11 protein-coding genes and 2 pseudogenes are annotated in these 13,509 nt (G+C 40.6%); 12 read left to right on the plus strand and 1 reads right to left on the minus strand.

Annotated elements, in window-relative coordinates:
* From F457_RS14170 to F457_RS0100060, 11 genes and pseudogenes are all read left to right on the plus strand, one after another.
* Positions 1–123: pseudogene (locus F457_RS14170) on the plus strand (IS5/IS1182 family transposase); the annotation flags it as partial.
* A 180-nt stretch (positions 124–303) separates the two neighbouring features.
* Entirely contained in the window at positions 304–1,548 is a 1,245-nt protein-coding gene (locus tag F457_RS0100015; RefSeq protein ID WP_018979069.1) for an MFS transporter, read from the plus strand.
* Between the two features lie 105 nt (positions 1,549–1,653).
* On the plus strand, positions 1,654–2,139 hold the full coding sequence (locus tag F457_RS0100020) for a J domain-containing protein (protein ID WP_018979070.1): 486 nt from the start codon (positions 1,654–1,656) through the stop codon (positions 2,137–2,139).
* A 187-nt stretch (positions 2,140–2,326) separates the two neighbouring features.
* Entirely contained in the window at positions 2,327–4,333 is a 2,007-nt protein-coding gene (locus F457_RS0100025; RefSeq protein WP_018979071.1) for a glycosyltransferase, read from the plus strand.
* 9 nt (positions 4,334–4,342) lie between these two features.
* On the plus strand, positions 4,343–5,947 hold the full coding sequence (locus F457_RS0100030; protein WP_083912677.1) for a glycosyltransferase family 2 protein: 1,605 nt from the start codon (positions 4,343–4,345) through the stop codon (positions 5,945–5,947).
* Positions 5,948–6,055: 108 nt separating this feature from the next.
* Entirely contained in the window at positions 6,056–7,474 is a 1,419-nt protein-coding gene (locus F457_RS0100035; protein WP_018979073.1) for a mannose-1-phosphate guanylyltransferase/mannose-6-phosphate isomerase, read from the plus strand.
* Positions 7,475–8,410: 936 nt separating this feature from the next.
* Positions 8,411–8,569 (plus strand): hypothetical protein, encoded by a 159-nt coding sequence (locus F457_RS14050; RefSeq protein WP_018979075.1) that lies wholly within the window; start codon positions 8,411–8,413, stop codon positions 8,567–8,569.
* A 424-nt stretch (positions 8,570–8,993) separates the two neighbouring features.
* Positions 8,994–9,229, plus strand: a pseudogene (locus F457_RS14335) (type ISP restriction/modification enzyme).
* Positions 9,175–9,387 carry a type ISP restriction/modification enzyme gene (locus F457_RS14340; protein WP_169584099.1) on the plus strand — a complete coding sequence of 71 codons (213 nt, stop codon included), beginning with the start codon at positions 9,175–9,177 and terminating at the stop codon, positions 9,385–9,387. Before F457_RS14335 ends, F457_RS14340 begins: the two are co-directional and overlap by 55 nt.
* 252 nt (positions 9,388–9,639) lie before the next feature.
* Positions 9,640–11,025 carry an AAA family ATPase gene (locus F457_RS0100055; protein ID WP_156809291.1) on the plus strand — a complete coding sequence of 462 codons (1,386 nt, stop codon included), beginning with the start codon at positions 9,640–9,642 and terminating at the stop codon, positions 11,023–11,025.
* On the plus strand, positions 11,022–11,864 hold the full coding sequence (locus F457_RS0100060; RefSeq protein WP_156809292.1) for a DUF4435 domain-containing protein: 843 nt from the start codon (positions 11,022–11,024) through the stop codon (positions 11,862–11,864). The genes F457_RS0100055 and F457_RS0100060 overlap by 4 nt, the downstream gene beginning before the upstream one ends.
* 110 nt (positions 11,865–11,974) lie before the next feature.
* Here F457_RS0100060 and F457_RS14345 read toward each other — a convergent pair whose 3' ends face one another.
* Positions 11,975–12,262, minus strand: a complete 288-nt coding sequence (locus F457_RS14345; protein WP_408735138.1) for an LPD7 domain-containing protein — start codon at positions 12,260–12,262, stop codon at positions 11,975–11,977.
* A 679-nt stretch (positions 12,263–12,941) separates the two neighbouring features.
* Between F457_RS14345 and F457_RS0100075 the strand changes: the two genes are divergently transcribed.
* Complete coding sequence (locus tag F457_RS0100075) at positions 12,942–13,361, plus strand: hypothetical protein (protein WP_018979081.1); 420 nt, start codon at positions 12,942–12,944, stop codon at positions 13,359–13,361.
* Positions 13,362–13,509: the final 148 nt, after the last annotated feature.

Below are 13,509 nucleotides of genomic sequence, written 5' to 3' on the forward strand. Positions count from 1 at the left end.
AATAAACTAAAGCAATTTCGTCGTATCGCCACACGGTATGACAAAACACGAAAATCCTTCCTCGCCTTTCTCAACATCGCTGCCATGAAAATCTGGATGCCATCATTTGTCAACAAAACCTAGAAAGCACGATGTTTCACAGGAGCGCTCAGCCATACTATCTTGAAGAGGGTCTCAATAAGCTGACCTATAGGATTATTCATTGCATAAATCGCAATATTGGTCTGGTTAAGCGGCAGTGTTTTTTCTTTTTTGTAAAAACAGGGTAGAAGCAAGCGATCTCATGTGAAGGAACGTGCCTTTATGCCTTGTGATGCTCAGTCGGTGACATCATCATTTCGCTCTTCCCGCGCACAACGATGGCAAGCCGTTTTTGGTTCTGCTGTCGGTTATATGATGGATGGGTTCGACCTATTGATTATGGGGTTTATGATTCCTGTTTTATCTCAGGATCTGCACCTTCTTCCTGTACAAACAGCATCTCTCGTAACTGCTACATTGCTGGGGACGGTTATCGGAGGAGTTTTCTTCGGGGCGCTTTCTGATCGTCTCGGACGTGTAAGGGTGCTCGCTTGGAGTATTTTACTCTTCGCTATGGCATCAGGGCTGAGTGCTCTTGCCTATGGGTATTGGGACTTACTTTGTTATCGCGTGATTACTGGTATTGGGCTCGGGGGAGAGTTCGGAATAGGGATGGCGCTTGTCGCTGAGAGCTGGCCTGCGGCGTATCGTACGCGCGCATCGTCTTATGTTGGGTTAGGATGGCAGCTAGGCGTCTTGGCTGCGGCGCTGTTAACGCCTTTGCTTCTTCCTCTCGTTGGTTGGCGGGGCCTGTTTGCTCTCGGTGCTGTCCCAGCTCTTGTAGCCTATGGCTTACGTAATGGCATGGTTGAACCTGTGAGAGATGATAACTCTTCTGGGGAAGGGACAAAGGCCGTTCTGCACGCTTTTTTTGCTGATAAAAAACGATGCTGCACAACGCTTGGTGTGTTCCTGATCTGTGCTATTCAGAACTTTGGTTATTATGGGGTGATGATTTGGTTGCCCAATTATTTGAACAGCACGTTAGGCTATAGCACGACACGTTCAGGACTGTGGACGGCAGTGACAATACTGGGGATGATCGCTGGTATGATGGTCTTTGGTTATGTTGCGGATCGTATGGGCCAGAAACGGGCATTCCGTCTCTGGATGGTGGGGGCAGCTGTCATGGTCGTTGTCTATGCAATGCTTCATTCGCCTCTTACCTTGTTAATCGGTGGCGCCGTGATGGGTTTCTTCGTTAATGGGATGATTGGCGGCTATGGCGCCTTGATCAGCACGCTTTATCCACGCGCTGTACGTGCAACAGCTCAGACAGTGCTGTTTAATGCAGGGCGAATGGTTGGTGGCTTTGGGCCAGTCATCATCGGTATTTTAGCCGAGCATATTGGTTTTAGTGTAACGATTAGCCTACTGGCGTGCCTTTATCTTTTTGATATTGCAGCGCTTGCGCTTATCTTTCTAAAGGGAGGAGAAGCGGAGGATATGGCTGCTGTTAACGGCTGATTGGCTATTGTACCTTTAAAAAGCGGGCATCTTGGCAGGATTGATCAAGGATTATAATGATGTGAAGACAGTGATGGGCTGCTTCATTGTATAAAAGGACATCAGATGACTGAGCAGACACGGCGTTATGTCGTTTTGGAGAGAGAAGACATATGGCTGGCTGTCCTTGATAATAGTCAGAATGATATGGGGTTTTTGGATATCTATGTAGAGCAGGGTTTCCGCCCATATGATTATGCTTTTAGGCATTTTTATTCGCCTATTACAGCAAAGACCGCCCAAGAAGCCGTTGATATTGCGAAAGAGGATAAAGCATTAGAAATTAATACGCTACGATCCGAAATTTTTCGTTTAAAAGAGGAATTGAGACGGTTCCATCATCAAGGACAGCGTCAATTTACTCCAGATATGTTGAATCCTTACGATGTTCTGGGTGTCTCACGGACGGCAGATTTTAACATTATTCGAGAAAAAAGACGGCAATATTTGCGTTTTTTCCATCCAGATCATGGGAATGGCTCGAAACTACTTTTCCAAATTATTAATAGAGCTTTTCAGAGGATTGAAGATAAGTATAAAGAAAATATGTAGTAATTATTTATTCATATATTTTTATGTTTTATGTGTGCATTTTCTTGTGTAATGTATAGTGTCTTCTGGTGGGGATATAGGCGAAAAGAGATACGTTGCTTTAGAAAGATAATTTTTCAAACAGACTATCTTTTCTTTCTTTTTCATATTATGGGAGAGTAAAATCTCTACAGGACGGGGTAAGATAATGGAAAAAAAAATAGAGACATTTTCTGGAAGCGATGGTGGTGATCTCGTGGAAGAGTTTCCTTTTTTCCCCGTTAATTTGGATTATAGTGATCGTTGCAAAGCATTATATACAAGTGAGCCTTACCCTGGGAGGAGCGAGGACGGTTATATAGCTGTTGAAGGCCAAGAGACTATCGTCTTTGATGGATTTATGTCTTCGTTTTATGAACGTGAATTTAATCGCATTGTTCCTAATGCTCATATGTATTTGATGCTTGAAGTGAAAGGAAAGTGTCGGATTGTTTTGTTTCACAGGACGCAAGATGGCGTTAACTTGGAATATAAAAGGATAAAAATAAGTACAGATAGCGAAGATTCTTTTAAAGAAGTTAAGATCGATTTTGATATTATAGGATCTGAAGCTCATTTAGGGAGATGGTACTTTAGCATTACTTCCCTAGAAAAGAAGAAATCACAGAAAGATTTATTGATTAAGTCAGTTACTTGGGGGGTTTTTAATGTAAGATTAAAAAATGTAAAACCCTGTTTTGCTATTTGTACGTATAAGAGAGAAAAGCAACTATCTAATAATATTGATAGCCTTATTTCGGTGCTTGATGGAAATTATGAAGATTATGTGATTAACATAATTGATAATGCACAAACATTTAGGAAAAGATCAGATTGGCCTGATAATGTTAGAGTGATTCCTCAAAGAAATGTTGGTGGGGCCGGAGGTTTTGGGCGAGGTATATTAGAAGCAATCAAAGAGGATAGATGCACGCATATTACTATGCTCGATGATGATGCCGATATAGACATTATATCTATAAAAAGGCTTCTTAATCTTTTTTCCTTGAGTGAAGATGCTAATGTATTTTTAGGCGGAGCTCAGTTGGATGTATATGATCCTGTGCGTTTGGCAGATGGGGGGGCACATTGGATTCCAGATCGTTTTGAACGGCCTTATGGACGACTACCTCCAAGCTATTTAGGAGATATTGCAGCTAAAGATGAGCTCATGAGAAACCATCCTCTTAATTTTAATGGATGGTGGTTGTTTGGCGGTACATTAGAAGGCTTCAAAAATTTTGGCATGCCTTTGCCTTGTTTTGTCCACCTGGATGACGTGGAGTATGGTGTTCGCCTGACTATGCAGGGCGGTGAAATATTATCTATGCCTGGGGTAGCAGTTTGGCATGAGCCTTACTATGCAAAACCTGAGGGCTGGTTTGCTTATTATAACATCAGAAATGAATTAGTGAGAATGGCTTGTCATACTGAGATTCTTTATCGAAAGATCTTAGCGGAAGACTACACGGATAATTCAGATGCCTTGCGCAAACGAATTGGTAAATTAATGGAGAATGTTGCTCATCATCTTCAGAAAAGATTTAATGGTTTCATTCGAATCTATCACTATGGTTCTGCAGCTTTGTTAATCCAAGCGATTGAAGATTTCTTGAAAGGCCCGAGTGTTTTTTTGGAAAGTGATGCTTCGAATTTACATGCAAGTATTATGAATTTGTATAAAGAGAATAATGAGAATTATAAATTTTCTTTAGAGCTTCCTTTGGGTAGTATTCCAACTCCTCCTGGGACGACTGATAAGTTTATTGTTCCTTGGAATAATCAGAAGAATAAAAAAAATATTCTTTTTTCTACAGTATATAGGTTCTATCAAGATAGAAGAAGAAATGCTCCTGTTTTGAAACAAAGTTTGCGGCCGTTATCCACCCTTTCTCGTCGGAAAAGACAACTAACTCTCTTTAATAGTAGAAATGACATTAATTGGCGGGAGATACATCCGGGAAGAAGTTGGGCGTATTACGACCCTCAAAAAGTAGCGTATCATAGTTATGCGTATGATGAGAAGAAGCATATGCTTCTTTCTAAGAAAATGGCAAAGATACTTAGAAGATATCGCAAAAATGTGTACGACTGTCATTTTGAATGGTCTAATTCTTATGAGGAGATGATTAGTAAAACTTTTTGGGAAAAACTCTCTAGGAGTTTTGAACCATAAAATGAGTTTATGATGAAATTAATTCATAGCGCTATACCCGGCAAAGATACTTCTACATTAGTGGGAGACTTTTTTGTTGAATTATGGAGGCGTTATACTGCTTTAAAAGAATTGATCCTATCCGTTACGGTGGAAGAAACAGGCTCAATTCTTTTAACTCAGTATAAAAACAATACTATTTTTTGTGAAAGAAAATATAATTTAACACCAGGTAAGCACATAATTCATCTGGGTTCTATTGATGATTTGGGGGATCGTCTTTCCTGTAGTTTATTAACCCCATTTAAAAAAGAGCATAGTTTTTTTTGGTCGACATTTTCTTCTGTTATTTTGGAACCAAAGATATCAGTAGTTATATGTACTTTTAATCGTCCTGATAGTGTGATGGCTTTATTAGCAAAGCTTAAAAAACAAATAAATTTTTTGCATTCTATTATAATTATTAACCAAGGGGATAATAAAATAAAAATTTCAAAAGATAATTTTTCGGGTCAGAAAAAGATTTTAATTTTTGATCAAGAAAATTTTGGTGGAGCTGGAGGTTTTTCTCGAGGAATTATAGAAGCATTGAAAGATATTGAGACTACTCATATCCAACTAATGGATGATGATGTCGAAATTGATGAAATCTTTTTTCAGCGTCTTCATTCTATTATTTCTTATTTACATCCTAATTATTGTATAGGGGGTGGAATGACAAGTTTAAGTGATAAAAAAAGTATTTTATCATTTGGACATAAGTTTAATTCATCGAAATGTTGTTCATATTCTTTTGTCCCAGACACTAATGAGCGTCTATACGGCTCTATGGTTGAATATGCCCCAGTAGATTTTTGTGGGTGGTGGAGCTTTTGCTTTCCTAAAGTAGCGATAAAAAAAACTGGTCTTCCGCTTCCTCTCTTTATTAGGGGAGATGATTTAGAATTTGGTCTTCGCCTTTCTCGAGAGGGGTATCCGACCTTAATGTGGCCGGGTATTGAAGTTTCTCATCCAGATTTAAGTTCATATTCACAGCCGTGGCACCATTTTTATGATCGGCGTAATGCCTTCATTTGCGCGTATTTAAATACTAGACGTATCCCCTGGAAGGGTATTTTCCGAGAATATAGAGGTATAATTAACTCTATCGTGCTTTACGATTATCTGAATGCAAGAATGGGTATAAAGTCAATAAGAGAGTTTTTTGTTTCTTATAAGAGAATAAAAGATTTTAACCTGAGAAAATATAAACATATTCCGGACGTGGAAAATTTAGATTTAGAATGTGACAATAATTTTTTTGAAAAGAGACCTATAGTAAGAACGATGATGGTATTGATTAGGATTTTCAGAAACTTTTTCTCAAGGGAATATTATAGAGCGAACCATAAAAGGCATTATATTTTTTCGTTTGAGGACTGGAATGTAGGAACAAAAATATATCCTGTGTGCTTATATATATATAAGGGAAGAGGTTTATTCTTTATGAGCCTAGATAAGAAAGAACATTTCTTGATATTGAAAGATCTCATAGGTTCATTATTTGTAATTTTTATTCATCATAGAAAGTTATCGGTAGATAATTTGCAGAAATTAACAACAATCTCATGGTGGGAAAAGAAACTTTCAAAGTGAAATGATGTGTGATAATTCACTCAGGGAATGCATATTATTGAGGTTGTTATCAAATATGTAAGAGAGTGCTAAATGGCATAGTTGTGGTTTTTAGAAAACGGCGAGTTTATGTGTATGGTGGTACCTGTTATCCTGTCTGGTGGTTCTGGAAGTCGGCTTTGGCCCGTGTCGCGCAAGGCATACCCGAAGCAGTTTTGTCCGATTTTGTCAGAGGGAACCCCCTTTCAGGAAACAGTGCAACGTGCGCAACGGATGGGAATCACAGCACCACCTATTGTCGTGGCCAATAGGGATCATCGTTTTATTGCAGCGGAGCAGCTAAGGCAACTCGCCGTTGAAGATGCCAGTATTATTTTAGAGCCAGTTGCTCGAAACTCTGCTGCTGCGATGGCGGCAGCAGCTTTTTGGCAAGCTGATAAAGACCCAGATGCTGTTTTATGGTTTATGCCTGCTGATGCTGCCATTGGGAATCTTGATGCATTGGCGACAGCTCTTTCTCAGGCCAAGCAAGCAGCCGAGCGTGATTATATCGTAACGTTTGGCATGCAGCCTAATCGACCGGAGACAGGTTACGGTTATATAGAGCAAGGTTCTTCTGTAGAAAATACGGATAATGTCTATCAGATTGCACGGTTTTTAGAAAAACCTGATGCAGAAACTGCAAAGCATTTTCTTAAAGACGGGCATTATTTGTGGAATTCGGGCATGTTCATTGCTCGTGCTCGTGTTTTTCTGGAGGAGCTTTTATTGCTTGCTCCTGATATCTACCATGCCGTTAAAAGTTCTCTGTCTTCTAGTGGATCAGACCTTGGTTTTGTGAGACTGGATGAAGAAGCTTTTGGTCGCGCTCCATCAATTTCGGTTGATTATGCTGTTGCGGAAAAAACCACGCGTGCTGCTGTAGTGCCTGCTTCTTTTGAGTGGATGGATGTGGGAAGTTGGGATGCCGTGTGGGAGCTTACCACTAAAGATAGTGATGGTAATGCAGCGCATGGAAATGTCTTTCTAGATCATGTCCATAATTGTTACGTGCATTCAGAAGGAGCCGTCACAACGGTTACAGGTGTGGACGATCTTATTATCGTCGTAACACGTGATGCTGTGATGGTCTCTCATCGAGACCGAGCACAAGATGTTAAAAAGATGGTTGAACGTCTCAAAAAAGAGGGGTGCCCTGAAGCAGAGCAGCATGTGCGCATGTACCGTCCGTGGGGTTTCTATGAAAGCCTCAATAAAGGAGAGCGCTTTCAGGTTAAGCGCATTCAGGTGAGCCCTGGGGAAAAGCTTTCATTACAAAAACATTTTCACCGTGCAGAACATTGGGTCGTTGTAGAAGGCACCGCTCTTGTGACACGAGATGATGAAAATGTGCTCGTGCGTGAAAATGAGAGTATTTACTTGCCGTTAGGATGCATCCATCGCCTTGAAAATCCGGGTCGTATTCCGCTTGTGCTAATCGAGGTGCAATCCGGTCCTTATCTTGGAGAGGATGATATCGTACGCTTACAGGATGTGTATCAGCGTTGATATTCGCAGGATGCTCTCAATTGGCGGTTGTTTAGTTGAGAGTGTTCCTACTGTATAATGATTAAAGACTATATATGCAGAACATGAGATATAATTTCCATTAGCTATTGATATTAGAATCATTTATATTCTCACTTATGGACTCTTTAAGAAGGTTTCTAGATCTTGATCCCAAGAAGCCATTGAACAAGCTCAATGCATTAATATTTATAAAAAACGTATTTTTATACAGTTTAAAGTATTGAAATATGGTATTTTAGTCAAAATAGTTAAATTAACATATCATATGGAAGTACTTCATGAAGACATTACGTTTTTTGTGAAGTATATATGCAATTCCCTAAAGGTAATAATTCTTATAATTTGGGAAATGGTATAAGCGCTGTAGTTGGTTTTTTTCTTCATAATGACCCATAGTTAAAGAATCCAGAACAGACGAGAGAAGAGCGTGCTAAAGTCTAGCAATATTTTTGGGAGAATGTAAGAAAATATGATATTGGTATTAGATTAAAAACTCAAATATTGACAAATATAGGCAATAAATTAGATACTGTTACGAAGAGGCTCATGATACATGGTGAGGCTATGCAGATTGTCTCCGGTCCCGTGTATGATCCCCATATTCATTTCGAAGCACCGCCATTTGTTGCCGTTCCTTCAGAGATGGCGGAGTTTGTTGCTTAGTTTAATTTTATAGCTCCTACATTGACGGTACCCGCTGCAACGATCAGCCGACACAAAAAAGCATATTATATCGAACTGAACCGGGCCAGTGAGACCAATTAGATAGACGATTGGATGATGTAGTTTGCTCATATTGTATTGAAGGCGTAGTCTCGGACATCGCAGCATGTCTACTTTCTTATTGAGAAGACCCGTCTTTTGGACCGTTTGAGTGGGTAGCTTAATGAACGGCAGGAGAAGGTTGTACTAAGAATGCTGGCGGAGGGCCCTGACGGTTTCCAAGGTGGGCTTAGTGCTCGTAATTATCGCTTCATCACAGGGGTCTCATCCGCCACGACCACGCGCGATCTGATGGGACGCGTTTCATTAGGGGTTTTGACACGGACAGGAAATAATCGTTATGCTCTGTAATTCCCGCGTATGTCTGTTCAACAGAAAGGGCCATGAGTAAGTCGGGGTGGGAGCAGTTGTTTTGGCGGCTCCCTTCCATGGTGTAGTGTGAAAATGCCGTTGAGAATTGGTGCTTCCCAAGGTATTCTGCCATGCGCGGGCTGAAAATCGGGTGATTTGCGTTGCCCCGGATAATGTAAATTTTTCATGTTTAATGACAGACTTTTGCCTGACCCAGAGTTGATTCATTATACGCAGTGCTTCCCGCTCTACCGATATGAACCCATAGAAACACAGCATCCTGATGGTGATATGTTCCAGCAGGCAGGTTCCAATCAAGCTATTCCTGCTTATGAACGAAAAAGTGCCATAACCCAGAGGAGATCGCGTATTTCCGTAAAGCATAACCAGAGGCGCGCTTTACGGAGGAGGATGTTTTTATTACATCTATAGCCTGCTTCATGCTTCAGATTATCGCAGCCGTTATGCTGCCAGCCTCTCCAAAGAACTCCCCCCATCCCTTGCGTGAAGAAGGAAGAAGACTTCCGGGCTTTCTCCAAAGCGGGGCGAGAGCTTTCTGGGCTCCATCTGCGCTATGAGGCGGTAGAGCCCTATTTCACCAGCATATCAAAAACAAGGCGGGCCTCACAGAGAAACAGCTCTATCGTGTCGAGAAGATAGCCTTTGCTAAAATCCGCAACAAGGATGGCAAATGCATCCCCGACAAAACTCATCTGATCTATAACGATCATATCGAGATCACAGGCATCACGTTGGAAGCCTATAAATATCAGGTCAATGGCAAGTCCGCCCTTGAGTGGATCATGGACTGCCAGTAGGTCAAAATAGACAAACGCTCTACTATCACCAACACCCCCAACTACTGAGTCCTCTCCAAAGCCAAAGACTCCGAATGGCTTCTCCTATTTTTCCTGAAGGTGTTGGAGATAAAAAAGCACTGGCCACGGTACCAAGAGGAATAATTATAGGGATTGATTATTAAAATAATACGTAAACATAATAAATTTTATTTTGAAAATGATAATATACTTATTATATCCATTAATAGAATTATTGATAAGGAAATACAAATGAAGATTGTTAAATTCAACGGATCTAATATCAATGGTCAGTCAGATATAGAAGTTAATTTCCACGAAGATATAACTTTTGTTGTTGGTATAAATGGAACAGGTAAAACTACAGTTTTGAACTTTATTGTTTCATTGCTTATGTTAAAGTTTGATTTTTTAGCGACTCAAAATTACAGTTTAGTGTCCATATGTATCAAGCATGAAGGAAAGATGACAACATTATGTTCTCAGAAGATAGAAGATGGAGCTTTGCTCTTTAAAAAGGGAAATAAAGAAGAAGTGTTGCAGATAAACGCTTTTGAATGGAATGATTTTGCTTCTTTTCGGGATGGAAAAGGAGCTGAAAGTAGTTTTTATGATGAGCAACTTTTACAGCATGCTCATCATCCGATTATGTCGTTTATCAAGCAGCTTCCGACGCCTATGTATCTTGGTTTAAATAGACGAATTTTAAATACAGGTGAGGACTCTGTCAGGCGTTATGGATATCGTAATCTTTTGGGAAGACCTAAACGTAGGAATGTGTTTTCTATACCCTTGTCTCAAGGGCTTGATGACGCCCTTCCTTTTGCTTCTGTACAGTATCGAAGCGCTCAAAGAAGAAAAGAAGAACTTGATAAAAAATTCCGACAAGATTTGGTTTTGGACCTCATTGATTTGACCCCGTCAGATTTTTCTGGGAAACTAAGTGAGCCAAATGAAAATGATTTTGAAAAAATCAAGAAGGCGAAGGATAACTTGAGCAGGTTGCCTGGACTTTTGGGGGTCGATGCAGAAAAGATAAGAACAAAAACCGAACCACTTTTTAAGTTCGTGGAAAGTATACAAAGCGGTCTTTCTAAGAAGCATGGGCTATCTACTGGGAAAAGCCCAAAAGATAGGAATAGAGCAGAGGTTGCGTTGAGGTGGGAGTTTAACAAAAATCTTATATATAAAATTGATTCTATCTCAAATCTTATTTCGAAATATTCTGAAGATACAAACAATATATTTTCAGAATTGCAGAAATTTGAAAAAGATGTCAATTACTTCTTTAGTGATAGTGGAAAAGAAATACATTTCAATAATGTCGGAGATATTATTTTTAAAATAAATGATTGCGAGGATGAAAATGATATAAAATTACTTTCATCGGGAGAGATACAGATTTTGTTGATATTTGTTCATTTCCATTTCAATAAAAATATAGTAGAATCAAACATTTTTATTATTGATGAACCTGAGCTCTCTCTTCATGTAGAATGGCAAGAACGTTTTATAGATCTTATGGTTGAGAAATGTGCTGATAATGATACGCAGTTTATTGCGGCCACTCATGCCCCTTCCATAATTTTAGATAGAACAGAAAAATGTGTTGATCTTTCGCCGGGGCTAAATAAGTGAGTACAAGAACTATGTACCCTGCGAGGGCTGCGCAAGGTCTTGGTGAACTTAAAGCTCATAGTAATGAACTGGAAATTTTTGTAGAAGATAAGAGTCAACGCCGCTTCTGGCTTTTGTTATTGCAGCGCTATGCGCCAAATATTAATTTGAAGATTGGCAGTATTAATCCGTTAGGAGGGCGAGATATGGTATTGGAAGCATGTAGATGTGACCAAACCAATAATAGTCGTAAACGCTTATATATAATAGATTCTGATTTTGATATAGTTCTTCAAAAAAGAAAAGAAAGGCTTAAACATCTCTATAAACTAAAACGATATTGTGTAGAAAATTACTTGGTCAGTCAGTCTAGTATTGATGGAGTTGCTCTAACTCTTGGTAAGAAAGATACGGATACGGATATAAATATCGAACGCTGGGTAAAGGATAATGAAGATATTCTGAAAGAGTTGTTTGTATGCTATGCTGTGGCATATGATCTATCTTTTTCTGGAGAACCGACTGTGAGTTATGGATGTCACAGACTATTAGATAATAATAATTACTGCCGGGAAAAAGTCGAAGAAAGAATATTCTCTTTGTACGAGTCTATGAGAAATAAATTTGGGTCCGATTCTGTCGAGAAAACTAAGGAGGCTGTAAGAAAACAATCGGTGACTTTGAAAGCGATAGAGATGTGTTCAGCAAAAGACTATATTATTCCAGTATTATTTAATATGTTGAAGCGTAGTATAGGTATAAATTCTGAAAAAAAAGTATTTATCCGAATTCTTGCTAGTTTTGCGGATGAAAAAATAGATCCTGAACTTACGCAGATACTTAACAAAGCGGCTAAATAGCTTACTATTAATATAGTGTTATTCATTGATTATTTTTATTATGACATCGTGAATGTATGGTTTTAATTTTGTGAATTGGGTAGGTTTGCTCTTTTGCCCTTTTTGGAATGCTATTCCTCTTCTTTTATAATCATATCTAGCTGTCTCCTTGTACTCTCCGATAATTTATGGTTATATGCGATGCTATTTATCCTAGCATATGTAGCAATCTCATCCTTGAATTCTTGCGAGCCGGTCAATTCAATAGCTGTCCATCTCTTGGTAACGGCTGAAAGCACGATTCCCAGTGCCGTGGCAGGTTGGATGGGGTCAGGGAGGCAGGTCATACGGTCCCCATAATCCCTGAACTGCTCTACGTTTTTCAGTCTGATGCGGAGATGGTCTACCTCGACTCCAATCTATGCCGTGTGCCTGGCCCGCTCAATAAGCGTTTTATGCTGATCGACAGGCCCTTCTCTGTCAAAGATCGTAATAGCGGTGTATCAGTATGGCCTGGTAAACGGTATTGCCTGATACAGGCTCCCTGACCTCATTCCGAGGTAGAAGATCGGCAAAATAGGCTGGATCAAGCTCCTGTTTCAGCCGCGCCCTTGCAATCAATGACGTCTTTTCTGTGACGGGCTGCCGGAGCTTTCTGACCTGCTCCGTAAGAGGGCTTCTTCTGGACTCGTCAGCCTTTCTGCGTTGCTTATCTCCAGCTCCACAAACTGAACCAATGTGTCCTGCAGAAGCTGGATAGGGTCGTTCTCCCGCGCCTCCGGTGCTTGGTTGAACAGGTTCAGCAGTTCTTTTGAAGCGTTGGCCGCCCGGTTGCCTTGATGAAGTGTTTTCTAGGAATAGTCGATCAGCCGCTTTCCTGTGGTTGGCCCTTTCCTCTCGCTGGTGGGGGGAGGGGCGTTCTTGTAACGGGAGCCGGACGTAAGCCGGATGGTCTCGTTATCGTCAGGCTCGCCGAGCAGATGATGCAGCAGCCCGCCGGGGCCGGAAGCTGTTCTGAGGGCGTCACTATTGATGATTACGGGCGAGTGTTCCTGTCCGTGACGTTTGGGATGTCCGGATTAGTTTTTACAGCGTAATATGAGCGTTTCGGGCTGTCTGTCGCACCTCCCTCAAACAGGCTTCCACATCCTGTATCTGGCTCTGCTGGTAGCTGTAATGGGTGAGTTGGTTCAGGTTATTGCGGATCTGTTCCAGCTCCCTGTGCAATGCGGCAAGTTTCTTACCCAGCTCTCCACCTGCCCCGTCGGTTCTGGCGGCCCGATTGGCCAGGGTCTTCAGCCAGCTGGAAGATTTTATGGTCTGTTACTGAGAGACGCCACCCTCCATTGTCGGGCTTGTGCGGGCATGATGCGTATGCCCATGGTGCTGCTTCGTCTTGATAATTCTTTTATGCTATTCTTCATGTTTAGGGGGGACGGGGGAGTATCCCTCCTGGTCAGCTCTGATTTGTGCAACAAATCAGACCGCTGGTATAAAGTTACGGAAGACCGTACATGAAAAAGAAGATCATTATATGAAAAGAAAATGTAATTTACAAATTATAGGTTCTCAAAGAGAGAAGAGAAAAATTTACAAGAATGGATTTTGATTTTTTATCATTCTTGATGTCATCAATCACTTTCATAAGGTCAGTTTTCTCCTTCCG

Source organism: Saccharibacter floricola DSM 15669, assembly GCF_000378165.1.
GTDB classification, from domain to species: domain Bacteria; phylum Pseudomonadota; class Alphaproteobacteria; order Acetobacterales; family Acetobacteraceae; genus Saccharibacter; species Saccharibacter floricola.